Raw genomic sequence first — 22,809 nt, 5'->3', positions numbered from 1 at the left:
CAATTCACCCGAGACGTCTCTGTGCGTTTATCGAACAGCTTAAGCGAACAGTTGCGCGCTCAGGTCCCGGCTGGCCCCCAACAGACTGGGCAGGAACCGCTGCTCCAGTTCACTGCGGCTGACACGTCCGGCATGGGTACTGACATTCAGCGCCGCCACGACCTGGCCGGAAGCGTCATAGACCGGAACGGCAATGGCCCGCAGCCCCTGCTCCAATTCCTGATCGACGATGCACCAGCCCTGCAGTCGCACCTGCTGCAGGCATTCGAGCAGCGCCTCGGGGGTGTGCAATGTCCGGCTGGTCTTGGCCTGCAGGTCGGCGTGGTCGAGGTAGTCACGCAGCGAAGCATCATCCAGGGCCGCCAGGAGAATCCTGCCCATGGAGGTGCAATAGGCCGGCAGGCGTCCACCGACGGACAGGTCCACGGAAATCAGCCGCTGGGTGGTGGCTGACCGGGCGATATAGAGAATGTCGTCACCTTCGAGCGTCGCCATGTTACAGGCCTCGTGCAGCTGTTCGCTCATGCGATCCAGGTACGGCTGGGCAGAAACCGCCAGCGGCGTCGACGACAGGTAGGCGTGGCCGAGGGTCAACACCTTGGGCAACAGCGAATAGGTGCGCCCGTCGGTGGTGGCGTAGCCGAGCTTGATCAACGTGTGCAGGCAGCGTCTGACCGCAGCACGGGGGATTTCGGTGCGATGGCTGATCTGCGCAATGGTCAGGTGCCGCTTGCGCTCCTGGAACGCCTGGACCACGGCCAGTCCGCGGGCCAGGGACGTCATGAAGTCCGGGTCGCCGGTCAGGGCCTGGATCCGTTTGGCCGGCGAGGCGACAATCGGTGGCGCGACTGAAGAGAAGGCGTTGCGCAGTTGGTCGTTCATGTCTGGTACTTCCCCGGCAGTGAGGGTTATTACAAACGGCGGCCAGCGGAACAACAAGGGCTGGCCATCAACACCGTTCGATTATCGAACCCTCGACCGATAATCGCAATCAACGAGACGCCTTCGGAATCGTCCGAGCGCTCAACGAATCCGACAATTAGTTTGAAGAGCGGCGTCAGGCACATTTGACTTTGAACAACGAGGTTGCAATATTGAACTTGTCGCCTTGAACGGCGCGAGGGTATCGGCACGGGTGGTATTGCTTGAAACGTAATTGCCATAAGTTGCACACGCAAATATGGGTACACACAACAATCCGCCCTTTAAATATTTCCCGATAGTGTTCTTCGGGTGGACCGCTATAATGCAACTCAGCGACGGTAAGGCCCATTGGCCTGCTCCGTCCTCAGGTGCCTGAAGCCCCATGGCCGCTTCCCCTGTATCGGCAACAACACGAAGCCCTGATGCTACGTCAGCTGTCAGCTCTGGTGCCGTGGCCGTCTGCGTGGATACATGCAGTGCGTATCACCAGATTCAATTTCACTTTGCTAGGTAATACTGTGACGAAAGACGAACTGCGCGCGGAACTTGAGCGCCAGGAACAACGTTACAAGGAAGTTTACGGTGGGGAAGTCACCACCTACGCCGCACAACCTGAACCGGAACGCAAACCCTGGCGTAAACGCGCCACTGTTCAGGACCAGGCCTTTTCCCAGGAACTTCAGAAAATGGAAAAGGAACTCAGGCCCGAAGAGCGATGACACGCTTTCCTTGAAAACGGTATCCGGTCGCCACCCAGACCGGACACCGCGGCTGGACGCCCGTCATGAGCGGGCCGCCCTCTCCTTCCGCCATGGGCTGGAGGAAGCCGTGACTGACCTTCTTTTCAGATATTTCATACAAATTCCTGGCCCCCTGCCCAGCCTTGGCGTCTCTTGCTCGCCTGGCTTTTAACCCCCGGAATCAATGGGTTGCGCAGCCCTTGGAAAACCTGCTCCCGGAGGATTTCCTACAAATTATTTCGTTGAAGAATGTTACCGATGAGCAGGCAATGCATCGACCAATGAGGTTTTCTGGCATAATCGCGCCCCCTTATGACCGGGTCAGAAAACCTTCATGATCGATTTATTCAGCGGACTGGATGCTTGGGTGCTTGTGAGCCTCTTGCTCGCCCTGGCTTTTGTCCTCGCCTTCGAGTTCATCAACGGCTTTCATGACACCGCTAACGCGGTTGCCACTGTTATCTACACCAAGGCGATGCCGCCGCACCTGGCGGTGTTCTTTTCCGGGGTGTTCAACTTCCTCGGCGTGCTGCTGGGCGGCGTTGGCGTGGCGTATGCCATCGTCCACCTGTTGCCCGTGGAGCTGCTGATCAACGTGAACACAGGACACGGGCTGGCGATGGTATTTTCGCTGCTCGCTGCGGCCATCACCTGGAACCTGGGTACTTGGTACTTCGGTATCCCGGCGTCCAGTTCCCATACGTTGATCGGTTCGATCCTCGGCGTGGGCCTGGCCAACGCGCTGATCAACGATATCCCGTTGGGCGACGGGGTGAACTGGCAGAAGGCGATCGATATCGGCGCCTCCCTGGTGTTCTCCCCCATGGCCGGCTTTCTGGTTGCGGCCCTGGTGCTGATCGGCCTGAAATGGTGGCGTCCGCTGTCGAAGATGCACAAGACACCGGAACAGCGCCGCAAGATCGACGACAAAAAGCACCCTCCGTTCTGGAATCGCCTGGTGCTGGTGATTTCGGCCATGGCCGTCAGCTTCGTCCACGGCTCCAACGACGGCCAGAAAGGCATCGGCCTCATCATGCTGGTACTGATCGGTATCGTGCCCGCGCAGTTCGTACTCGACCTGAGCAGTACCACCTACCAGATCGAGCGCACCCGTGACGCGACCCTGCACCTGAGCCAGTTCTACCAGCGCAACAGCGAATCCCTGGGTGAATACCTGGCGCTGGGCAAAAGCGTGCCGGGCGATCTGCCGGAGAAATTCCGTTGCAACCCGCAGCAGACCGAACCCACCATCAATGCGCTGCTCGACACCCTCAAAGGCGTGGCCGACTACCATTCGCTGCCGTCGGAAAGCCGCATCGAGATTCGTCGCTACCTGCTCTGCCTGGACGACACGGCCAAGAAGGTCGGCAAGCTGCCAAACCTGGCAGCCCGTGAAAAAGACGACCTGAACAAGCTGCGCAAGGACCTGACCGCCACCACCGAATACGCCCCGTTCTGGGTGATCCTGGCCGTCGCCCTGGCGCTGGGCCTGGGCACCATGGTTGGCTGGAAGCGTGTGGTGCTGACCATCGGCGAGAAAATCGGCAAGCAGGGCATGACCTACGCCCAGGGCATGTCGGCGCAGATCACCACCGCGTGCATGATCGGCCTGGCCAACGTCTTCAGCCTGCCGGTATCCACCACCCACGTGCTGTCTTCCGGCGTGGCCGGCACCATGATCGCCAACAAGAGCGGCCTGCAAGGCGGCACGGTACGCAACATCCTGCTGGCCTGGGTGCTGACCCTGCCGGCGACGGTGGCGCTCTCGGCCGGGTTGTTCTGGTTGGCTTCCAAGGCCCTGGGCAGCTGATTCCAGCAGCTCACAAAAAAGGTGCAATCCTTGCGGATCGCACCTTTTTTTATGCCCGGAAAACTGGCCCTGTGGGAGCAAAGCCTGTGGGAGCAAAGCTTGCTCGCGACGAAGGCACCTCGATTTACAGACCGTGTTTCAATTCATCGCGAGCAAGCTTTGCTCCCACAGGCTCGAACAAGGCTTCGGTGTATGGGCAAGAATCTGGCACAAAAAAAAGGGCGACCGAAGTCGCCCAAAATGCCTTGCGTGCTCGTTACAACTGGAAAGACCTACGGTTTTTTGCGCTTATGGGCGTCTTTCCAGATGAATAATCCAAAAACAGCGAAGAATACGAACATGAAGCCGACCGTTAACATTCCGGCAAACACCACATTATCGAAAAACATGATTGGCCTCCTTGGTCCTGCTCCTGTTGTGTTGGAGCCACATTAACCAATCGAACCGGGATGAACATTGACCGGGGTCAATAACGCTCGCGACCGAGCGAAAAGGAGGGAAATAACTGATCCGCTGAAGGGATCGAGAGGGGGTCAACGCTTCTTCGGTTTGTTCTTCGGCTTTTTCTTGGCCTTGCCCAGGGGCATGGCCTGCTCGAATGCCTGGCGGACTTCATTGAGGCGTTTTTCGTTGAGGTCATGAACGCGCTTGGCGCGCTCAGCGCTCAGGTCAATCAGTTTGTCGTCTTGGCTCATGGCGTGTCGGCATCATGCAGTGAAGTGCGAATGTGCTCATGATGGGGGCTGTTGGCTGCGTTGACCAGCCTGCGTGCATGGGCAAACATCGAAAATCAGATCTGGATATCGACCCACAGGCCCTGGCGCGCCTCATCGTCAATCAGGGGTTTCACCGGCACGGTGTTGTCGGCGTTGAGTTCGGTCCCCGGTATGGCCAGGTGTTCCTCGGGGTCTTCATCGGCTTCGCGACGACGTCTGTCGCGCTCCCGCTGGCGACGCTGTTCCTCGCGCAGCAACAGCGCAGCCTCTTCCGGATCGCGCTTTTGCAGGTCGATGGTGCTTTCGCTGGAGGTTTGCTGTACCGGGGCCACGGGCGGGATGTCCGGTCGCTGGCGGACTGGATCCTGTTGTGCGGTGATGGGTACGGCGCTCAAAGGGAGCGTGGGTAGCAACATAGAAATCTCCTGTCATCAGGTTATCGGCCGCGGCGCAGGCTGCTTGAACCACTGGTCCGAAACTTGTGACCCGGTTGGCATTAATGCAAGGCAGGCACAAGCCTGTTTGATCGCCAAACCCGCTGAAGTTCCATCGCGCCGGTCGAAGGAATGGCGCTCATAACAGCCCGTTACGTGCGTAATTCCTTTGGTCTACGGGATCATTCCGTTAAGATAATCGGCTTTTTCAAGGCGGGAGTCAGGCAGCATGGCGCAGCAGTATCAACCGGGGCAACGCTGGATCAGTGACAGCGAAGCCGAGCTGGGTTTAGGCACCGTTCTGGCACAGGACGGCCGCTTGTTGACCGTGCTCTACCCGGCCACTGGCGACACCCGCCAGTACGCGCTACGGAATGCGCCTCTTACACGTGTACGGTTTTCACCGGGCGACGTGATTACTCACTTCGAAGGTTGGAAAATGACCGTGCGCGAAGTCGATGATGTCGACGGGCTGCTGGTCTATCACGGCCTCAACGGGCAGAACGAAGTCGTCACCCTGCCGGAAACCCAGCTGTCGAACTTCATCCAGTTCCGCCTGGCCAGCGACCGTCTGTTCGCCGGCCAGATCGACCCGCTGGCCTGGTTCTCCCTGCGTTACCACACCCTGGAACACACCAGCCGCCAGTTGCAGTCCCCGCTCTGGGGCCTGGGTGGTGTTCGGGCCCAGCCCATCGCCCACCAGTTGCACATTGCCCGGGAAGTGGCCGACCGCATTGCACCGCGGGTACTGCTGGCGGACGAAGTGGGGTTGGGCAAGACCATCGAAGCCGGCCTGGTCATCCACCGCCAGCTGTTGTCTGGACGCGCCAGCCGCATATTGATCCTGGTCCCGGAAAACCTTCAGCACCAATGGCTGGTGGAAATGCGCCGGCGCTTTAACCTGCAAGTCGCCCTGTTCGATGAAGAACGCTTCATCGAAAGCGATGCGAGCAACCCGTTCGAAGACACGCAACTGGCGCTGGTGGCACTGGAATGGCTGGTGGACGACGAGAAGGCCCAGGACGCGCTGTTCGCCGCCGGCTGGGACTTGATGGTGGTCGACGAAGCCCATCACCTGGTGTGGCACGAAGATCAGGTCAGCCCACAGTACGCGCTGGTCGAACAGCTTGCCGAGACGATCCCGGGCGTACTGCTGCTCACCGCAACCCCGGAACAGCTGGGCCAGGACAGCCACTTCGCCCGCCTGCGCCTGCTGGACCCGAACCGCTTCCACGACCTCAAGGCCTTCCGCGCCGAGAGCGAAAACTACCGCCCGGTGGCCGAGGCCGTGCAGGAGCTGCTGGACAAGGGCCGCCTCTCGCCCGAAGCCCACAAGACTATCCACGGTTTCCTGGGCAATGAAGGCGAAGCGCTGCTGACCGCCGTCAACGATGGCGACAGCGAAGCCAGCGCCCGTCTGGTTCGCGAGCTGCTGGACCGCCACGGCACTGGCCGCGTGCTGTTTCGCAATACCCGTGCCGCCGTACAGGGCTTCCCGGAACGCAAACTGCACGCCTATCCACTGCCGTGCCCGGACGAATACCTCGAGCTGCCCCTGGGCGATCATGCCGAGCTGTATCCGGAAGTCAGCTTCCAGGCCCAGCCGGACGCCAGCGAAGAAGAACGCTGGTGGAAATTCGACCCACGTGTCGAATGGCTGATCGACCAACTGAAAATGCTCAAGCGCACCAAGGTACTGGTGATCTGTGCCCATGCCGAAACCGCCATGGACCTGGAAGATGCCTTGCGCGTGCGCTCCGGCATCCCGGCCACCGTGTTCCACGAAGGCATGAACATCCTCGAGCGAGACCGTGCCGCTGCGTATTTCGCCGACGAAGAGTTTGGCGCACAAGTGCTGATCTGCTCGGAAATCGGCAGCGAGGGGCGCAACTTCCAGTTCGCTCATCACCTGGTGCTGTTCGACCTGCCCTCTCACCCGGACCTGCTGGAACAGCGGATCGGCCGTCTGGACCGAATCGGGCAAAAGCACACCATCGAGTTGCACGTGCCGTACCTGGAAACCAGTCCACAGGAGCGGCTGTACCAGTGGTACCACGAGGCGTTGAACGCCTTCCTCAACACCTGCCCGACCGGCAACGCCTTGCAGCATCAGTTCGGCCCACGCCTGCTGCCCTTGCTGGAGGAGGCCGACGATGGCCAATGGCAAGCGCTGATTGACGAGGCCCGCACCGAACGCGAGCGCCTGGAGAGCGAGCTGCACACCGGTCGCGACCGTTTGCTGGAGCTCAACTCTGGCGGCGCCGGTGAAGGCGACGCACTGGTGGAAGCCATTCTTGAGCAAGACGACCAGTTCGCCCTGCCGATCTACATGGAAACCCTGTTCGACGCCTTCGGCATCGACAGCGAGGACCATTCGGACAACGCGCTGATTCTCAAGCCAAGCGAAAAAATGCTTGATGCCAGCTTCCCGCTGGGCGACGACGAAGGCGTGACCATCACCTATGACCGCAACCAGGCGCTGTCCCGCGAGGACATGCAGTTCATCACCTGGGAACACCCGATGGTGCAAGGCGGCATGGACCTGGTGCTGTCCGGCTCCATGGGCAACACGGCCGTGGCGCTGATCAAGAACAAGGCCCTCAAGCCCGGCACCGTGCTGCTGGAACTGCTTTACGTCAGTGAAGTGGTTGCCCCGCGTGCGCTGCAACTCGGCCGTTACCTGCCACCGGCCGCCCTGCGCTGCCTGCTGGACACCAACGGTAACGATCTGGCGGCCCGGGTTTCGTTCGAGACCTTGAACGACCAGCTCGAGAGCGTACCGCGCGCCAGTGCCAACAAGTTCATCCAGGCCCAGCGTGACCAGCTCACCCCGCGCATCAATGCCGGTGAAGAGAAGATCGCCCCACGGCACGCCGAGCGCGTGGCCGAAGCCCAGCGCCGCCTGGCGGCCGATACTGACGAGGAACTGGCCCGCCTGACCGCGCTGCAAGCCGTCAACCCGACCGTGCGCGACAGCGAACTGGTGGCCCTGCGCCAACAGCGCGAACAAGGCCTGGCGATGCTGGAAAAAGCTGCGCTGCGCCTGGAAGCGATCCGGGTGTTGGTGGCGGGCTGATCAGCCCTGGCAACACAAAAAAGGCCCGCAGCGCTGCGGGCCTTTTTTGTGCGCCGAGCCCACCTTTCACAAACATCCCCGAAACGCTGTGGGAGCGGGCTTGCTCGCGATAGCGGTGGGTCAGTCATGGAATATTGGCTGGACTGACGCCATCGCGAGCAGGCTCGCTCCCACAGGGATTGCGGCGTATACAAATGCTGCTTATCCCGCAGGGAACAGCGCCGAACAGCAAGCACCAAAAAAACCCGTCACTGCCCCCGAGCGCTGAGTTGCTGTTGCAGGTTCTGGATCTGCGCTTGCAGCGTATTGATGTTGCGGGTGACCTGGCCGCGGAAGGCATCGAACTCGGCCGTGCCGCCGCCCGAGCGGTTATCCTGCTGGCTCTTGAGCACCATCATCTCCTGCTCCAAGCGTTCGATGGCGGGGTTCTGGTTATTCCTTTTCAGGGCGGTGATGTCGGCACCGATGCTCTTGAGCTGGGCATCGAGCACGCCGCCTTCACCCTGGTTCTTCAGCGTGGTCACTTCAGCCGCCAGCGTCTTGAGCTGGGCTTGGAGCTCCTTATTGGAAGCTTGCAGCTGAGTCGTGGCGTTCTGCTGTTCAGTGGCCTGGGCAATAAGCTGGGCCAGCTCCTTGTCCAGGTCGGCGGATGGACCGAACGTGGCTTGCTGTTGTTTGTACTGCTCTTGCAACTTGCTTTCGAAGAGCCGGGCCTGGTCTTGCAGCTTGTTGTCCAACTGCTTGACCTGCAGCTTCAAGGCTTCACTGTCGCTCATGACATTGGACTGACCGGCCACTACCTTGCCGGAAATGTCCTGCAAGCGTCCCGCCGCGTCCTCACTGATCCGCGCGAAACTCTCCTGGGTCGCCACCAACTGCTGCTCCATCAGGGAAATCTGCTGGAAGCTCCACCAGGCCAGGAAACCGAACGCACACAGCAACGCGCCAACCAGCGCCCACAGCGGCCCAGTGCTGGCCCCCTTGACCCTGGCTGCCGCCACGGGCGTCGGACGCGCTTGCACATGAGGCTGACGGTTGGGCAGGAAGTCATCGTCATCGGGGATGTCGGCACGCATCCGCAGGCTCGGTACATCGTCGAAGTCGTCGTGTTCATCATTACGCGTGGGCATGGATTCAACCTTTGAAAAACCAGTAATGGCTTGATGCGCCGAGTATAACCCCCTCGCCCGCCGCACCGATTGACCCCGAACCCGGCACTCGGTTCATGACGGGCCGATCAGCGGGCTTTCCACCAGGTGCAGAACTCATCGAGAGCGGTCCACAGGCTGACCTTCGGATCGTAATCGAGATAATGCCGGGCCCGGCTGATGTCGAGGGTGAAATTTTTGTTCATGACCTGCATCCCCAGGCGCGACAGCTTCGGTTCGGGCCGGCCCGGCCACACCTTGCAGGCCCCTTCGTTCAACGCGGCCATGCTGTAGGCCAGCCCGTAGGAACGGTAACGCCTGACCTGCGGGACGTCCATCTGCCGCATCACATAGTTGACCACGTCCCACAGCGGAATCGGCGCCCCATTGCTGATGTTGTAGGCCTTTCCCAAGGCTGAACCGGTGGCCAGCAGACTGCTGAGCAGCGCCTCGTTGAGGTTGTGCACGCTGGTGAAGTCGACCTTGTTCAAACCATTGCCGACAATCGCCAACCGCCCCTTGCGCTGCATGTTCAACAGGCGCGGGAAGATGCTCATGTCGCCAGCACCGGTCACGAAACGCGGTCGCAGCGCCAGCACTTCAAGACCGAACTCCTGGGCGCCGAAGACTTTCTGCTCGGCCAGGTATTTGGTGGCGGCATAGGGATGCCCGAAGCGCTTGGGCACCTGCTCTTCGGTCAGCCCGAAGTGGTCACGACCGTCGAAATAGATCGAGGGTGACGACAAGTGCACCAGGCGCCGGACCTTTTGCTTGAGGCAGGCCTCGACAACGTTTTCCGTGAGCTGGACGTTACCCTGATGAAAATCCTGATAGCGGCCCCACAACCCCACGGAACCGGCGCAGTGCACCACGGCGTCGACGTCCAGGCACAGATCACGGGCCAACAGCGGATCACTCAGATCCCCCGGGACGAATTGCGCACCGCGACGCACCAGGTGCTCCACGCTCTCGGCCCGGCGTCCGTTGACCCGTACATCCAGGCCCTGCTCCAGGGCGAAACGCGCAAAGCGCCCGCCGATGAAGCCGCTTGCGCCGGTAACCAGAATTTTCATGAATGCTCCCAACCCGTGCAGTGGCGGGCATCGAGCCGCCACGGCCAATTAATCTGTACGCCGCTTGCGGCTTGACGCTCATTGCGGTCCCCAAGGCACCAGCCAGCGCTTCGAGCAGTGAATCAATTGATCGGTCAACAACCCGAGCAACTGCCCACCATTACGCCAATGATGCCAGTACAACGGCACATCGATCGGTTTATCTGCCAGCAACTCCACCAACACCCCACGCGCCAGCTGTTCACGCATCTGCAGTTCCGGCACCAGGCCCCAGCCAAGCCCGGCTTCGGCGAGGCGGATGAAACCTTCGGAAGACGGACACAAATGGTGCTCGAAGCCGCCGTCGACGCCGAGGGAAGCGAGGTAGCGGTGCTGCAGGAAGTCATCCGGACCGAACACCAGGGCCGGCGTGCGAGCCAATTGATCGGCGCGCACGCCATTGGGGAAGTGCCGGGCAATGAAGGCAGGGCTCGCCAGCGCACGATAGCGCATGGCGCCCAGCAATACGCTGCGGGCCCCGGCCACCGGGCGCTCGCTGGCGCAGAGACACGCCGCCACTTCGCCGGCGCGCATACGTTTGAGACCGACGGTCTGATCCTCGACCACCAGATCCATCAACAGGTGATGTTCGGCGCAGAAATCGCCCACGGCCGCCGCCCACCAGGTCGCCAGGCTGTCGGCATTCAACGCGATGCGCAGACGTTCGGGCAGCCCATCTTCATCCAGTGCCGGCACCAGGCTTTGCAGATCGCGCTCCAGCAAGCGCACCTGCTGCACATGGTTGAGCAAACGGCGACCGATCTCGGTAGGCGCCGGCGGCGTGGCGCGTACCAACACGGGCTGGCCGACTCGCGCCTCCAACAGCTTGATCCGCTGGGAAACAGCCGATTGCGACAAACCCAGCACCTGGGCCGCACGCTCGAAACCGGCCTGCTCCACCACGGCAGCCAAGGCCGCCAGCAACTTGTAATCGAACATCAGTATTCCTAATGAGCAATCAGCAATATTGGTTTTTCTTATACAGCTTTCGACCGGAAAATGACCAGCATTCACTGGAAGGAGCGAGCCATGTCTGGCGAAACATCATTGAAAACCCTGCTGCGCAGCATGAGCCCGCAGCTCAATCAGGGCGAATACGTGTTCTGTAGCCTGCCCGACGGCCGGGTACCGGCGGACATCATGATCATTGGCAGCTTTCTCGAGCGAGAGGGACTGACGGTGATCCTGGAAAAATCCCAGGCACAGAAAGCCGGGCTGAGCTTCGATTACGTCGCCGCGTGGATCACCCTCAATGTGCACTCGGCCCTGCAGGCCGTAGGCCTGACCGCAGCCTTCGCCACGGCGCTGGGCAATGCCGGCATCAGTTGCAACGTGATCGCCGGTTACTACCACGACCATCTGTTCGTTGGTCACGACGACGCCGGACAGGCCATGACGGTACTCCAGCAATTGGCCGCGAACGGAGAGTAATGTTTATGTGGCAAAGCTATGTGAACGGGCTGTTGGTGGCCCTCGGGCTGATCATGGCCATCGGCGCCCAGAACGCGTTTGTGCTGGCCCAGAGCCTGCGTCGCGAACATCATTTGCCCGTGGCTGCGCTGTGCGTCACCTGCGACGCGCTGCTGGTCATGGCCGGCGTATTCGGGCTGGCTACACTGCTGGCCCAGAGCCCGTTGTTGCTGGCGATTGCCCGCTGGGGGGCGCGGCGTTCCTGTTCTGGTACGCCAGCGTCGCCTTGCGTCGGGCCTGCTCGACGCAAAGCCTGCAGCAAGGCGAACGCCAGGCCGTGCGCTCACTGCGGGCGGTGTTGCTCAGTGCGCTGGCCGTGACCCTGCTCAATCCCCACGTCTACCTCGACACCGTGCTGCTGATCGGCTCCCTCGGTGCCCAGCAGAGTGTGCCCGGCGCCTATGTCGTGGGCGCCGCCAGCGCCTCGCTGTTGTGGTTCTTCACCCTGGCCATCGGCGCCGCATGGCTGGCCCCCTGGCTGGCTCGCCCGAGCACCTGGCGGATCCTCGACCTGCTGGTGGCGGTGATGATGTTCACCGTGGCGGTGCAGCTGATCGTCATGGGCTGATTATTCGAAACCGCTCTGGAACCTCTATCCCACACAGTTGTTGCGTGGTTATGCCGCACCCCCGGTGCTATGATCCGACCCTGCGCCGCAAAGAGTACAAACTCCCCGGCGCTAGTCCGGCCGCCCGTGATCGGCCTTGCGCTCACCGCAACTGACCTGATTAGGAGAATCACCATGGCTTTCGAATTGCCGCCGCTGCCCTACGCACACGATGCACTGCAGCCGCACATCTCCAAAGAGACTCTGGAATTTCACCACGACAAGCACCACAACACCTACGTCGTGAACCTGAACAACCTGGTGCCTGGCACCGAGTTCGAAGGCAAGACCCTGGAAGAAATCGTCAAGACTTCCTCGGGCGGCATCTTCAACAACGCCGCTCAGGTCTGGAACCACACTTTCTACTGGAACTGCCTGGCGCCTAACGCCGGCGGTCAACCTACCGGCGCACTGGCTGAAGCCATCAACAAGGCCTTCGGTTCGTTCGACAAGTTCAAGGAAGAATTCAGCAAGACTTCCATCGGCACCTTCGGTTCCGGCTGGGGCTGGCTGGTGAAAAAGGCTGACGGCTCCCTGGCCCTGGCCAGCACCATCGGCGCCGGCAACCCGCTGACCAGTGGCGACACCCCGCTGCTGACCTGCGACGTCTGGGAACACGCCTACTACATCGACTACCGCAACCTTCGTCCGAAATACGTCGAAGCGTTCTGGAACCTGGTCAACTGGAAATTCGTGGCCGAGCAGTTCGAAGGCAAGGCGTTCACCGCCTAAGCTTCGATCCGACGCCCGACAAAAGAACCCGGCACCTTGCCGGGTTTTTTTTGCCCGGTATAAATGCTCGCCCTCGTTTTCGCGCGGATGACCTCACGTCCGAATCCCAACAAAAAATCCCTGAAGGCCTCAAGTTACGGGCCTCTGCAACCGACACAATGACCGTAGAGCAATCACTCTGGAAAAACCGCATATCGGCCATGTTCCAGGCAAAATCCCTTGTGTTTGATTGTCCCTTTGACTGACATCACAGGATTGCCAATACTCATGGCAACTTGACGCTACCCGCACGGTACAAGGAATCCCTCTTTGAAGCTGGAACTCAAGAACAGCTTGTCTGTGAAGTTGCTCCGGGTCGTGCTCCTTTCGGCATTGATCGTTGGCATGATTTTGAGCTGCGCTCAGATCGTGTTCGATGCCTACAAAACCAACCGGGCCGTCGCCAGCGATGCCCAGCGCATTCTCGATATGTTTCGCGACCCCTCGACCCAGGCCGTCTACAGCCTCGACCGGGAAATGGGCATGCAAGTGATCGAAGGGCTGTTCCAGGACGAGGCCGTGCGCATGGCCTCCATTGGTCACCCTCACGAAACCATGCTCGCCGAAAAAAGCCGGCCCTTGCAGCATTCCGAAAGCCGCTGGTTGACCGACCTGATCCTGGGCAAGGAACGCACCTTCACCACACAATTGGTCGGCCGTGGCCCCTACAGCGAATATTACGGCGACCTGAGCATCACCCTGGACACCGCCACCTACGGCCAGGGGTTCATCATCAGTTCCGTGATCATTTTCATCTCCGGCATGTTGCGGGCCCTGGCCATGGGCCTGGTGTTGTACCTGGTCTACCACTGGCTGCTGACCAAGCCGCTGTCGCGGATCATCGAGCACCTGACGGAAATCAATCCCGATCGCCCCAGTGCCCACAAGATTCCGCAGCTGCGCGGCCACGAGCAGAACGAACTGGGCCTGTGGATCAACACGGCCAACCAATTGCTCGCCTCCATCGAACGCAATACACACCTGCGCCACGAAGCGGAAAACAGTCTGCTACGGATGGCCCAGTACGACTTCCTCACCGGCCTGCCCAACCGCCAGCAGCTCCAGCAGCAACTGGACAAGATCCTGGTGGATGCCGGCCGCCTGCAACGCCGGGTAGCGGTGCTGTGCGTGGGTCTGGATGACTTCAAGAGCATCAACGAACAGTTCAGTTACCAGACCGGCGACCAGCTGTTGCTGGCCCTGGCCGATCGGTTGCGGGCCCACAGCGGACGCCTGGGTGCGCTGGCACGGCTGGGAGGCGACCAGTTCGCCCTGGTGCAGGCCGACATCGAGCAGCCTTACGAAGCCGCCGAGCTGTCGCAAAGCATCCTCGACGACCTGGAGGCGCCCTTCGCCCTCGACGACCAGGAAATCCGCCTGCGCGCCACCATTGGCATCACGCTGTTCCCCGAAGACGGCGACAGCACCGAGAAGCTGTTGCAGAAAGCCGAGCAGACCATGACCCTGGCCAAGTCCCGCTCGCGCAACCGCTACCAGTTCTACATCGCCAGCGTCGACAGCGAAATGCGCCGCCGTCGGGAGCTGGAGAAAGATTTACGCGAGGCCTTGGTCCGCAACCAATTCACCCTGGTCTACCAACCCCAGATCAGCTATCGCGACTTGCGGGTGGTGGGCACCGAGGCGCTGATTCGCTGGCACCATCCCGAACACGGCTTCGTGCCGCCGGATCTGTTCATTCCACTGGCCGAGCAGAACGGCACCATCATTGCCATCGGCGAATGGGTGCTGGACCAGGCCTGCAAGCAATTGCGCGACTGGCACGACCAGGGTTTCGTCGAAATGCGCATGGCGGTCAACCTGTCCACGGTGCAACTGCACCATGCCGAACTGCCCCGGGTGGTGAACAACCTCCTGCAGATGTACCGGTTGCCGCCTCGCAGCCTGGAACTCGAAGTCACCGAAACCGGCCTGATGGAAGACATCACCACCGCTGCCCAGCACTTGCTGAGCCTGCGCCGTTCCGGCGCGCTGATTGCCATCGACGACTTCGGGACCGGCTATTCGTCCCTGAGTTACCTCAAGAGCCTGCCGCTGGACAAGATCAAGATCGACAAGAGCTTCGTCCAGGACCTGCTCGACGACGAAGACGACGCGACCATTGTCCGCGCCATCATCCAACTGGGTAAAAGCCTCGGCATGCAGGTGATCGCCGAAGGCGTCGAGACAGTCGAACAGGAAGCCTACATCATCGCCGAGGGCTGCCATGAAGGTCAGGGCTACTACTACAGCAAACCCCTGCCAGCACGGGAGCTGGGTGTTTATCTGAAGCAGGCGCAGCGCAGCAAGGCCTCCATTCTCTGACGCTCTAAAGATCGCGGGCTTGGCCAGTTCCTACAGAGAAATTGCATCTTTCTGTAGGAACTGGCCAAGCCTGCGATCCGCGTACATTAAATAAGAAATATTTACAGCCGCAGCTCTTTACACATAATGCAAATCTTTCGCATTATGTCGCAGCTTTGCGCGCCCTTGCGCCAGTCCCATCCATTTTCGAAGCAGGATGTTTGCCATGATTCGTATGCCCCTGGCTACCGCCAGTCTGCTGGCCATCGCCATTTCCCTCGCCGGCTGCGGCGAAGGCAAGGACAAGGCTGCCGCGCCGCAAGCGCCGACGCCTGCCGCCAGCACCGCGGCACCGACCGCCCCTGCTGCCGCCGGCAAGCTCGACGAAGCCGCCGCCAAGGCTGTCGTCGCGCACTATGCCGATATGGTCTATGCCGTCTACAGCGATGCCGAATCTACCGCAAAAACCCTGCAAACCGCCGTCGACGCGTTCCTGGCCAAGCCGAACGCCGACACCCTGAAAGCCGCCCGGGCTGCCTGGGTCGCCGCACGCGTGCCTTACCTGCAGAGCGAAGTGTTCCGTTTCGGCAACACCATCATCGACGACTGGGAAGGTCAGGTGAACGCCTGGCCCCTGGACGAAGGCCTGATCGACTACGTCGACAAATCCTACGAGCATGCGCTGGGAAACCCAGGCGCCACCGCCAACATCATCGCCAACACCGAAGTCCAGGTGGGTGAAGACAAGGTCGACGTGAAGGACATCACCCCGGAAAAACTCGCCAGCCTGAATGAGCTGGGCGGTTCCGAGGCCAACGTCGCCACCGGCTACCACGCCATCGAATTCCTGCTGTGGGGCCAGGACCTCAACGGCACCGGCCCGGGCGCCGGCAACCGCCCGGCTTCCGATTACCTGGAAGGCGCCGGCGCCACTGGCGGCCACAACGACCGTCGTCGTGCCTACCTCAAGTCCGTGACCCAGTTGCTGGTCAGCGACCTGGAAGAAATGGTCGGTAACTGGAAGCCGAACGTGGCCGACAACTACCGCGCCACCCTGGAAGCGGAACCGGCCGAAAGCGGCCTGCGCAAGATGCTGTTCGGCATGGGCAGCCTGTCCCTCGGTGAACTGGCGGGCGAGCGCATGAAGGTATCCCTGGAAGCCAACTCGCCAGAAGACGAGCAGGACTGCTTCAGCGACAACACCCACAACTCGCACTTCTACGACGCCAAGGGCGTGCGTAACGTGTACCTGGGCGAATACACCCGCGTCGACGGTACCAAGATGACCGGCGCCAGCCTGTCGTCCCTGGTGGCCAAGGCCGACCCGGCCGCGGATACCGCGCTCAAGGCCGACCTGGCCGATACCGAAGCCAAGATCCAGGTCATGGTCGATCACGCCAACAAGGGTGAGCACTACGACCAGTTGATCGCTGCCGGCAACACCGCCGGCAACCAGATCGTCCGCGACGCCATCGCCGCCCTGGTCAAGCAGACCGGTTCGATCGAACAGGCTGCCGGCAAACTGGGCATCAGCGACCTGAACCCGGACAACGCTGATCACGAGTTCTGATCAACGCTGGGCTGACTGAAAAAGGCGACCTCCGGGTCGCCTTTTTCATGGGCAGAAGAACCCGCTCCCACATTTGAAATGCGATCCCCTGTGGGAGCGAGCCTGCTCGCGAAGCGGTGGGTCAGTCGACGCAGATGCTGGATGTCATGACGCCTTCGCGAGCAGGCTCGCTCCCACAGGTTTATTGCTTGGCCAACTCCGCCAATCGCCCCTCAAGAAACCGTCGCTCCGGCAGTTGCTGTGTCAATTCAAGCGCACGCCGATAAGCCGCCCTCGCCTCTTCCACTCGCCCCAACTGCCGGCAGAATTCCGCCCGTGCCGAGTGAGCCAGATGATAGTCAAGCAAGTCGCCACGCCCCAGGATCGCCTCGATCAGGCGCAATCCCGCCTCCGGCCCGTCACGTTTGGCCAGAGCGACGGCACGATTGAGTTCGATCACCGGTGACGGCATGACCCGCAGCAGCACGTCATAAAGCCCGACGATTTGCGGCCAGTCGGTCTCCTGCGCGGTAGGCGCTTCGGCGTGAACAGCGGCAATCGCCGCTTGCAGGCAATAAGGCCCAAACCGGCGGGTATTCAACGCGGCTTCCACCAAACCGCAGCCTTCGGCAATCAGTTGTGCATTCCACAAGGAGCGGTCCTGTTCATCCAGCAGCACCAACTCACCAGTGTCCGAGGTGCGCGCCGTCCGCCGGGATTCGTGCAACAGCATCAGCGCCAACAATCCCATGACCTCGGCTTCAGGCAACAACTCCATCAGCAGCCGTGCAAGGCGAATGGCCTCGCGGGTCAGGTCTTCTCGGGTCAATTCGGCGCCCATCGAAGCCGAGTAACCTTCGTTGAACACCAGGTAGATCACCCGCAGCACACTGTCCAAGCGCTCGGGCAGTTCCGGACGGGACGGGACCTGGTAGGGAATTTTCGCGTCGCGAATCTTCGCCTTGGCCCGCACGATACGTTGGGCGATGGCGGCCGGTGCGGCGAGGAAGGCACGGGCGATTTCCTCGGTGGTCAGGTCGCAGACTTCCCGCAGCGTCAACGGCACCTGGGCATCCGCCGCCAGGGCCGGATGGCAACAGGTGAAAATCAGCCGCAGACGATCGTCTTCCACGTCTTCGTCGCTCCAGTCAGACTGTTCAAGCGCCTCGAGCTGGGCGATCAGCATTGGCTGGGACGCCGCGAAGCGCGCTCGCCTGCGCAAACTGTCGATGGCCTTGAAGCGCCCGGCGGACACCAGCCAGGCCCTAGGGTTGTCCGGCACACCGTCACGTTGCCAACGCTCGACCGCAATGAAGAAGGCTTCGTGCAGGGCTTCCTCCGCCAGGTCGAAATCCCCCAGCAAGCGAATCAGCGTCGCCAGGATCCGCCGCGAGTCTTGCCGATAGACCTGCTCGACCCGCGCCTTGACCACATCGGCCGACATCAGTCGGGCATGCCTTGGGTGACCAACGCTTCGAGACGGTCCAGGCTCTGGCCCCAGCCGTCATGGAACCCCATGGCCTCGTGGGCCTGCCGGTCCTCTTCGCTCCAGTGCAGGGCGCGGGCGGTGTAGCGGGTTTTGCCGCCCTCCTCTTCAAGCACCACCTCGGCGGTCATGAAGGCCTTGCCAGAGGGCACCCAGCCAGGCACGAACGCATCGGTGAACACCAGCCGCCGGGGGGCGACGATTTCCAGGAACACCCCCATGGTCGGGTATTCGCTGCCGTCAGGCGCACGCATCAGGGTGCGAAACTGACCGCCTACCCACAGGTCCATTTCGCATTCCGGCGTGGTCATGCCGTGGGGCCCCCACCACTGGACCAGCAGGGCAGGCTCGGTCCAGGCTCGGAAGATCTTCTGGCGCGGGGCATCGATCAGCCGACTGATGGACAACTCGAAAGCAGCAGGTGTGAGGTTCATGAATCGAATCCTGTTTGTGATTGTTGTTCAGGGGTTCAATTGGCGCACCGGTCGGACTTCGACACAACCGACCCGGGCCGCCGGGATGTTGCCGGCGACCTGGATGGCCTCGTTCAAGTCCTTGGCGTCGATCAGGTAGAAACCCGCCAGTTGTTCCTTGGTCTCGGCGAACGGTCCGTCGGTGATCGACAGCTTGCCGCCGCGCATGCGCACGGTGGTCGCGGTCTGCACCGACTCCAGGGCCTCGGCGGCGATCATCCGCCCGCTGCCCTGGATCGACTCGGCGTAGGCCATGCACTCGGCGTCCTCCGGGCTGTCGGGCGAGCTGTGCAGCGTTTGTTCGTTGCTATACACCAGGCATAAGTACTTCATGGAAAACTCCGGGATCGAACGGATCAACTATGACGGTAGAAGGACGCGGCGGCGAAAAAACCGACGATCAGGGCTGAAGATCGAAGATCGCCGTGCCCGCCATCGGATCGAACGGCGCCGACCAATGTTCATGGACGATCTTCCACTGTCCCGCCACACGTTGGTAGCAGGCCGTCACTCGCATCCAGCACGCCTGTTCTTCGCCCTTGTCGTTGGTGCCACCGCAATAGGCCAGCCAATGGGCGAAAGCGATGCTGTCCGCCACGTTGATCTTGACCTGGTGGAAGTCGAACTTGTGCGGGCCGGGGCACATTTCCATGCAGGCCTGCCAATGGGCGCGATAGGCGACCTTGCCCTTGAATTGCAGGGCCTGGATGGCGTCGAACGAGACGATGTCGTCGGCATAGAGCGCCATGACTTTCTCAACGTCCTTGGCCATGACGGCCTGGCGATAGGTATCGATCAGGGCCTGGATTTCGGTTTCGGTGGGTTGGGTGTTCATGGTGATTCTCCACAGTTTTTGTTGAAGACACCCTTTGTCGTTTGGGGAGACGGCGAATCGACATCTCGGATGAAAATAATTCAAGGAAGAAAATTCGCTAGAATTGCGCTCCATCCTGCAGGCGAACAACGGACGTGACTGTGACTGCTCAACTTGTCGACTATGAAAATCTGAGCGCTGCCCAGCGCCAACAGGTGGAAGCCATCGAGCTCCTTCCCGAACAGATCCGGTTCTCCGGCGATATCCACGGTGCACTGCACATGTTGCTGTCCCGGCCCTGCCCGGGGGTCAAGGGTTTCGCGTTGCTGGTCGACGGCGCACCGGTGGCGTTCCTGCTGCTCAAGCGTCCGCCCATGTTGCCCGCCTGGGCCGATGAGCACAGCGCAACCCTGCATGCCCTGCAGGTCGATCGTCGGGCCCAGGGCAAGGGTCACGGCAGGGCCTGCCTGCAAGCACTGCCCGCAGTGGCGCGTGCGGCCTGGCCGGAAATCAGGGGGTTGGAGCTCGCGGTCGATGCCGATAACGAATCGGCTATTGGCCTGTACACCCAAATGGGCTGGATCGACTGTGGCGAAGCCTACAAGGGCCGCATCGGTTATGAGCGGCGGATGGGCTTGATGTTCCAGGGCCCTAGTGGCCTGTGTGGCTAATTTGAGTACCCGAATTAACCGTACAGGCCACTAGCTTTTGAGCGGTATCCAGATCTCCAGAGTTCCTTCGTTGGTCTTGGGGTTGAAGTCTTCGCTGTAGCGCTCGAACTCCGGAGCGTCCGCCGCTTCGTGACCCGATTGGGGCAACCAGACATTCCAGATGTAGTGAAAGGTGTCCTGCAGGCTCTTCAATGGCCCATGGTGTTCGAACACCGCATAGTGAGCGGGCTGGATTTCGATCCAGCGGTACTGTTCCGGCAGATCGTCGAGTCGACTGATCTCCACCCCGGCGATGTATTCGAATCCGCCGTTCCCGTCCGGGTTGCAACACACACCGTAGGTAACTTCGCTTTTCTGCCCTGGCACGTTACCGAGCCAGGGCAGAAACTTTTCCCAGAGCAGGGGGATACCCTGGGCGGTTTCCTGGGTAAAACGGCCGCCAAAACCGGCGATAAGATGAAAGTTTCCGTGTTCGAAGCGTGGCTCGGCTGTGTAATCGCGTTGGGGCTTTTCCATGCGTCAACACTCCGCAAAACATGAGGTCGGGTTTGGCAGTATAGAAGCCAAACCATGAATGCCAGGGCCGTTTCGCTTATCAGGCCGCGGGAACCAGCGTCGCTACAGAGGCCCCTACAAACTCGTTGTAGCCAGAAACGATCACGTAAACAGCGAAATAACAGAAGATCGCAGCGGATGCCCAATAGGAATAACGCAGCAATTTATCCCCCAATAATTTTCCGCCCTGGGTCGCCGCCAGGCACAGGCCGGCACTCCACAGCAGCCCGGCGCAGAGGAAACCACCGAGGAAAAGTATCGAGCTGAGCACAGTGCCACCTCCTGAGCGGGCGATGAGCGTACCGCCCACGGCCGCGAACCAGAGAATGGCACTGGGCGACGACATGGCCAGGAAGATCCCGCGCAGAAATTCCTGGCCAGAGGAGTTGCCCCGCGCCTCACCCGCCTGTTCCAGCACTGCGCCGTGATAAATCGCCGAATGGACCATTTTCGCCGCGAAATACAGCAACAGCACCGAACCGCCGATCCACAGCACCCAGCGCACCGCTTCGTATTGCAGCAACACCGTCATGCCGGCCAGGGCCAGCACCGCATAGACCAAGTCGCCCACGCAGGTGCCCAGGCCCAGGGCAAAACCCTGGAAATAACCACGTTGCATGGCAAGCGTGATCATCGCGATATTGGCGACGCCAATGTCCAGGCACAGGGAGAGACTCAGCAAAAAACCGCTGGAAAATTCCATCATCATTCCGTTCGGGTTGGGTATGGCGAATTGAGCAGTCCGCACGCATTCCACGGACGGGTCGACAGTGTCGTCGAAAATAGTTGTGGGCCGCCACTGGACAAGCGGCCATGGCGGCCATTATCTTGCGCCGCAGGCCACCGCAGTGGCCAACGTCGCTCGGACGGTTCCGGGCGCTCACGTATCTCGAGGCAACAATGGCCGAACAAGGTTCGCCGCGCCGCTTTGCGCGCATCGATCGACTCCCCCCTTACGTATTCAATATCACTGCCGAGCTGAAGATGGCTGCGCGTCGGCGCGGCGAAGACATCATCGACTTGAGCATGGGTAACCCCGACGGCGCCACGCCCCCACACATCGTGGAAAAACTGGTCACCGTCGCCCAGCGTGAAGACACCCATGGATACTCCACCTCCAAAGGCATCCCGCGCCTGCGCCGCGCCATTTCGCGCTGGTACAAGGACCGCTACGAGGTGGACATCGACCCTGAAAGCGAAGCCATCGTCACCATCGGCTCCAAGGAAGGCCTGGCCCACCTGATGCTGGCGACCCTGGACCAGGGCGACACGGTACTGGTGCCCAACCCCAGCTACCCGATCCATATTTACGGCGCAGTGATCGCCGGCGCCCAGGTGCGCTCGGTGCCGCTGATACCGGGCGTGGATTTCTTCGACGAACTGGAGCGGGCCATTCGCGGTTCGATTCCCAAGCCGAAGATGATGATCCTGGGCTTCCCGTCCAACCCCACCGCCCAGTGCGTGGAACTGGATTTCTTCGAACGGGTCATCGCCCTGGCCAAGCAGTACGATGTGCTGGTGATCCACGACCTGGCCTACGCCGACATCGTCTACGACGGCTGGAAAGCGCCATCGATCATGCAGGTGCCCGGCGCAAAAGACATTGCGGTGGAGTTCTTCACTCTGTCCAAGAGTTACAACATGGCCGGCTGGCGCATTGGCTTCATGGTCGGCAACCCGGAACTGGTCAGCGCCCTGGCACGGATCAAGAGCTACCACGACTACGGCACCTTCACGCCCTTGCAGGTGGCCGCCATCGCCGCGCTGGAAGGCGACCAACAATGCGTGCGCGACATCGCCGAGCAGTACCGCCAGCGCCGCAATGTGCTGGTCAAGGGCCTGCATGAACTGGGTTGGATGGTGGAGAACCCCAAGGCGTCGATGTACGTCTGGGCCAAGATTCCCGAGGCCTATGCCCACCTGGGCTCGCTGGAGTTTGCCAAGAAGCTGCTGGCCGAAGCCAAGGTCTGCGTCTCACCGGGCGTGGGCTTCGGCGAATATGGGGATGATCATGTGCGCTTTGCGCTGATCGAGAACCAGGACCGGATCCGCCAGGCTGTGCGTGGGATCCGGGCGATGTTCCGGGCGGATGGGTTGGTCGGCAAGACCAACGCCTGATACAAGCCCAATGTGGGAGCGAGCCTGCTTGCGA

The 22,809-nt window shown here is 61.0% G+C and carries 22 protein-coding genes and 1 pseudogene; 10 read left to right on the top strand and 13 right to left on the bottom strand.

The window, feature by feature from the left end:
• Nucleotides 1-39 precede the first annotated feature (39 nt).
• The gene (gene pcaR / locus PCOSP_RS06735) at nucleotides 40-882 is read right to left on the bottom strand and encodes a pca regulon transcriptional regulator PcaR (RefSeq protein ID WP_024780244.1); all 843 of its coding nucleotides are present in this window, start codon (nucleotides 880-882) and stop codon (nucleotides 40-42) included.
• 560 nt (nucleotides 883-1,442) lie between these two features.
• Between pcaR and PCOSP_RS06730 the strand changes: the two genes are divergently transcribed.
• The gene (locus PCOSP_RS06730; protein ID WP_080686273.1) at nucleotides 1,443-1,643 is read left to right on the top strand and encodes a hypothetical protein; all 201 of its coding nucleotides are present in this window, start codon (nucleotides 1,443-1,445) and stop codon (nucleotides 1,641-1,643) included.
• A 355-nt stretch (nucleotides 1,644-1,998) separates the two neighbouring features.
• Nucleotides 1,999-3,474 (top strand): inorganic phosphate transporter, encoded by a 1,476-nt coding sequence (locus PCOSP_RS06725; RefSeq protein WP_139647652.1) that lies wholly within the window; start codon nucleotides 1,999-2,001, stop codon nucleotides 3,472-3,474.
• Nucleotides 3,475-3,746: 272 nt separating this feature from the next.
• Here the strand turns inward: PCOSP_RS06725 and ccoM are convergent, their stop codons facing one another.
• The 3 genes from ccoM to PCOSP_RS06710 all read right to left on the bottom strand — a co-directional run bounded on the left by ccoM (nucleotide 3,747) and on the right by PCOSP_RS06710 (nucleotide 4,606).
• A complete protein-coding gene (gene ccoM, locus PCOSP_RS06720; RefSeq protein WP_047701837.1) occupies nucleotides 3,747-3,863 on the bottom strand; it encodes a cytochrome c oxidase subunit CcoM in 117 nt (38 codons plus the stop codon).
• 144 nt (nucleotides 3,864-4,007) lie between these two features.
• A complete protein-coding gene (locus tag PCOSP_RS06715; RefSeq protein ID WP_175363744.1) occupies nucleotides 4,008-4,169 on the bottom strand; it encodes a hypothetical protein in 162 nt (53 codons plus the stop codon).
• A gap of 95 nt (nucleotides 4,170-4,264) precedes the next feature.
• Nucleotides 4,265-4,606, bottom strand: a complete 342-nt coding sequence (locus PCOSP_RS06710; protein WP_464710603.1) for an aspartate-semialdehyde dehydrogenase — start codon at nucleotides 4,604-4,606, stop codon at nucleotides 4,265-4,267.
• A 247-nt stretch (nucleotides 4,607-4,853) separates the two neighbouring features.
• Between PCOSP_RS06710 and rapA the strand changes: the two genes are divergently transcribed.
• Nucleotides 4,854-7,700 carry an RNA polymerase-associated protein RapA gene (gene rapA, locus PCOSP_RS06705; protein ID WP_464710602.1) on the top strand — a complete coding sequence of 949 codons (2,847 nt, stop codon included), beginning with the start codon at nucleotides 4,854-4,856 and terminating at the stop codon, nucleotides 7,698-7,700.
• Between the two features lie 248 nt (nucleotides 7,701-7,948).
• On the opposite strand, the gene PCOSP_RS06700 is transcribed toward rapA, so the two are convergent.
• The 3 genes from PCOSP_RS06700 to PCOSP_RS06690 all read right to left on the bottom strand — a co-directional run bounded on the left by PCOSP_RS06700 (nucleotide 7,949) and on the right by PCOSP_RS06690 (nucleotide 10,905).
• Nucleotides 7,949-8,830: an ATPase gene (locus tag PCOSP_RS06700; RefSeq protein WP_139647646.1), complete on the bottom strand. Its 882-nt coding sequence runs from the start codon at nucleotides 8,828-8,830 to the stop codon at nucleotides 7,949-7,951.
• Nucleotides 8,831-8,937: 107 nt separating this feature from the next.
• Nucleotides 8,938-9,921 (bottom strand): NAD-dependent epimerase/dehydratase family protein, encoded by a 984-nt coding sequence (locus PCOSP_RS06695; RefSeq protein WP_464710600.1) that lies wholly within the window; start codon nucleotides 9,919-9,921, stop codon nucleotides 8,938-8,940.
• A gap of 78 nt (nucleotides 9,922-9,999) precedes the next feature.
• Nucleotides 10,000-10,905, bottom strand: a complete 906-nt coding sequence (locus tag PCOSP_RS06690; protein ID WP_175386826.1) for a LysR family transcriptional regulator ArgP — start codon at nucleotides 10,903-10,905, stop codon at nucleotides 10,000-10,002.
• Nucleotides 10,906-10,989: 84 nt separating this feature from the next.
• On the opposite strand from PCOSP_RS06690, the gene PCOSP_RS06685 reads away from it, so the two are divergent.
• The 5 genes and pseudogenes from PCOSP_RS06685 (at nucleotide 10,990) to PCOSP_RS06665 (ending at nucleotide 16,679) form a co-directional block, all read left to right on the top strand.
• Entirely contained in the window at nucleotides 10,990-11,391 is a 402-nt protein-coding gene (locus PCOSP_RS06685) for an ACT domain-containing protein (protein WP_139647640.1), read from the top strand.
• Between the two features lie 5 nt (nucleotides 11,392-11,396).
• Nucleotides 11,397-11,998, top strand: a pseudogene (locus PCOSP_RS06680) (LysE/ArgO family amino acid transporter).
• A gap of 174 nt (nucleotides 11,999-12,172) precedes the next feature.
• Nucleotides 12,173-12,769, top strand: a complete 597-nt coding sequence (locus PCOSP_RS06675) for a superoxide dismutase (RefSeq protein WP_024781210.1) — start codon at nucleotides 12,173-12,175, stop codon at nucleotides 12,767-12,769.
• A gap of 309 nt (nucleotides 12,770-13,078) precedes the next feature.
• A complete protein-coding gene (locus PCOSP_RS06670) occupies nucleotides 13,079-15,130 on the top strand; it encodes a putative bifunctional diguanylate cyclase/phosphodiesterase (RefSeq protein WP_175363749.1) in 2,052 nt (683 codons plus the stop codon).
• Nucleotides 15,131-15,335: 205 nt separating this feature from the next.
• On the top strand, nucleotides 15,336-16,679 hold the full coding sequence (locus PCOSP_RS06665; RefSeq protein ID WP_139647636.1) for an imelysin family protein: 1,344 nt from the start codon (nucleotides 15,336-15,338) through the stop codon (nucleotides 16,677-16,679).
• Nucleotides 16,680-16,860: 181 nt separating this feature from the next.
• Here the strand turns inward: PCOSP_RS06665 and PCOSP_RS06660 are convergent, their stop codons facing one another.
• The 4 genes from PCOSP_RS06660 to PCOSP_RS06645 form a co-directional block, all read right to left on the bottom strand.
• Nucleotides 16,861-18,102: an RNA polymerase sigma factor gene (locus PCOSP_RS06660; RefSeq protein WP_139647634.1), complete on the bottom strand. Its 1,242-nt coding sequence runs from the start codon at nucleotides 18,100-18,102 to the stop codon at nucleotides 16,861-16,863.
• Nucleotides 18,102-18,578, bottom strand: coding sequence for an SRPBCC family protein (locus PCOSP_RS06655; RefSeq protein WP_041023843.1), 477 nt, complete (start codon nucleotides 18,576-18,578; stop codon nucleotides 18,102-18,104). Before PCOSP_RS06655 ends, PCOSP_RS06660 begins: the two co-directional genes overlap by 1 nt.
• Nucleotides 18,579-18,605: 27 nt before the next feature.
• Complete coding sequence (locus tag PCOSP_RS06650; RefSeq protein WP_041023844.1) at nucleotides 18,606-18,950, bottom strand: YciI family protein; 345 nt, start codon at nucleotides 18,948-18,950, stop codon at nucleotides 18,606-18,608.
• Nucleotides 18,951-19,017: 67 nt separating this feature from the next.
• Complete coding sequence (locus PCOSP_RS06645; RefSeq protein ID WP_464710597.1) at nucleotides 19,018-19,452, bottom strand: YybH family protein; 435 nt, start codon at nucleotides 19,450-19,452, stop codon at nucleotides 19,018-19,020.
• 140 nt (nucleotides 19,453-19,592) lie between these two features.
• Here PCOSP_RS06645 and PCOSP_RS06640 point away from each other — a divergent pair, with 140 nt between their 5' ends.
• The gene (locus tag PCOSP_RS06640; RefSeq protein WP_139647632.1) at nucleotides 19,593-20,102 is read left to right on the top strand and encodes a GNAT family N-acetyltransferase; all 510 of its coding nucleotides are present in this window, start codon (nucleotides 19,593-19,595) and stop codon (nucleotides 20,100-20,102) included.
• A gap of 30 nt (nucleotides 20,103-20,132) precedes the next feature.
• Here the strand turns inward: PCOSP_RS06640 and PCOSP_RS06635 are convergent, their stop codons facing one another.
• Together PCOSP_RS06635 and PCOSP_RS06630 are read right to left on the bottom strand one after the other, a co-directional pair.
• Nucleotides 20,133-20,618: a GyrI-like domain-containing protein gene (locus PCOSP_RS06635; protein ID WP_139647631.1), complete on the bottom strand. Its 486-nt coding sequence runs from the start codon at nucleotides 20,616-20,618 to the stop codon at nucleotides 20,133-20,135.
• Nucleotides 20,619-20,697: 79 nt separating this feature from the next.
• Nucleotides 20,698-21,360 (bottom strand): LysE family translocator, encoded by a 663-nt coding sequence (locus PCOSP_RS06630; protein ID WP_139647629.1) that lies wholly within the window; start codon nucleotides 21,358-21,360, stop codon nucleotides 20,698-20,700.
• A 197-nt stretch (nucleotides 21,361-21,557) separates the two neighbouring features.
• Between PCOSP_RS06630 and alaC the strand changes: the two genes are divergently transcribed.
• Nucleotides 21,558-22,775 (top strand): alanine transaminase, encoded by a 1,218-nt coding sequence (gene alaC, locus PCOSP_RS06625; protein WP_024781200.1) that lies wholly within the window; start codon nucleotides 21,558-21,560, stop codon nucleotides 22,773-22,775.
• Nucleotides 22,776-22,809: the final 34 nt, after the last annotated feature.

Source organism: Pseudomonas sp. MAFF 730105 (assembly GCF_055380705.1).
This window is presented reverse-complemented; position numbering and strand designations above follow the sequence as displayed.

Coding starts and splice junctions, on each gene's coding strand:
- ccoM (WP_047701837.1), bottom strand. CDS start 3,863: ATGTTTTTCGATAATGTGGTGTTTGCCGGAATGTTAACGGTCGGCTTC.
- rapA (WP_464710602.1), top strand. CDS start 4,854: ATGGCGCAGCAGTATCAACCGGGGCAACGCTGGATCAGTGACAGCGAA.
- PCOSP_RS06725 (WP_139647652.1), top strand. CDS start 1,999: ATGATCGATTTATTCAGCGGACTGGATGCTTGGGTGCTTGTGAGCCTC.
- PCOSP_RS06675 (WP_024781210.1), top strand. CDS start 12,173: ATGGCTTTCGAATTGCCGCCGCTGCCCTACGCACACGATGCACTGCAG.
- PCOSP_RS06655 (WP_041023843.1), bottom strand. CDS start 18,578: ATGAACCTCACACCTGCTGCTTTCGAGTTGTCCATCAGTCGGCTGATC.
- PCOSP_RS06650 (WP_041023844.1), bottom strand. CDS start 18,950: ATGAAGTACTTATGCCTGGTGTATAGCAACGAACAAACGCTGCACAGC.
- alaC (WP_024781200.1), top strand. CDS start 21,558: ATGGCCGAACAAGGTTCGCCGCGCCGCTTTGCGCGCATCGATCGACTC.
- PCOSP_RS06715 (WP_175363744.1), bottom strand. CDS start 4,169: ATGAGCCAAGACGACAAACTGATTGACCTGAGCGCTGAGCGCGCCAAG.
- PCOSP_RS06700 (WP_139647646.1), bottom strand. CDS start 8,830: ATGCCCACGCGTAATGATGAACACGACGACTTCGACGATGTACCGAGC.
- PCOSP_RS06695 (WP_464710600.1), bottom strand. CDS start 9,921: ATGAAAATTCTGGTTACCGGCGCAAGCGGCTTCATCGGCGGGCGCTTT.
- PCOSP_RS06635 (WP_139647631.1), bottom strand. CDS start 20,618: ATGGAAAAGCCCCAACGCGATTACACAGCCGAGCCACGCTTCGAACAC.
- pcaR (WP_024780244.1), bottom strand. CDS start 882: ATGAACGACCAACTGCGCAACGCCTTCTCTTCAGTCGCGCCACCGATT.
- PCOSP_RS06660 (WP_139647634.1), bottom strand. CDS start 18,102: ATGTCGGCCGATGTGGTCAAGGCGCGGGTCGAGCAGGTCTATCGGCAA.
- PCOSP_RS06665 (WP_139647636.1), top strand. CDS start 15,336: ATGATTCGTATGCCCCTGGCTACCGCCAGTCTGCTGGCCATCGCCATT.
- PCOSP_RS06710 (WP_464710603.1), bottom strand. CDS start 4,606: ATGTTGCTACCCACGCTCCCTTTGAGCGCCGTACCCATCACCGCACAA.
- PCOSP_RS06685 (WP_139647640.1), top strand. CDS start 10,990: ATGTCTGGCGAAACATCATTGAAAACCCTGCTGCGCAGCATGAGCCCG.
- PCOSP_RS06630 (WP_139647629.1), bottom strand. CDS start 21,360: ATGGAATTTTCCAGCGGTTTTTTGCTGAGTCTCTCCCTGTGCCTGGAC.
- PCOSP_RS06645 (WP_464710597.1), bottom strand. CDS start 19,452: ATGAACACCCAACCCACCGAAACCGAAATCCAGGCCCTGATCGATACC.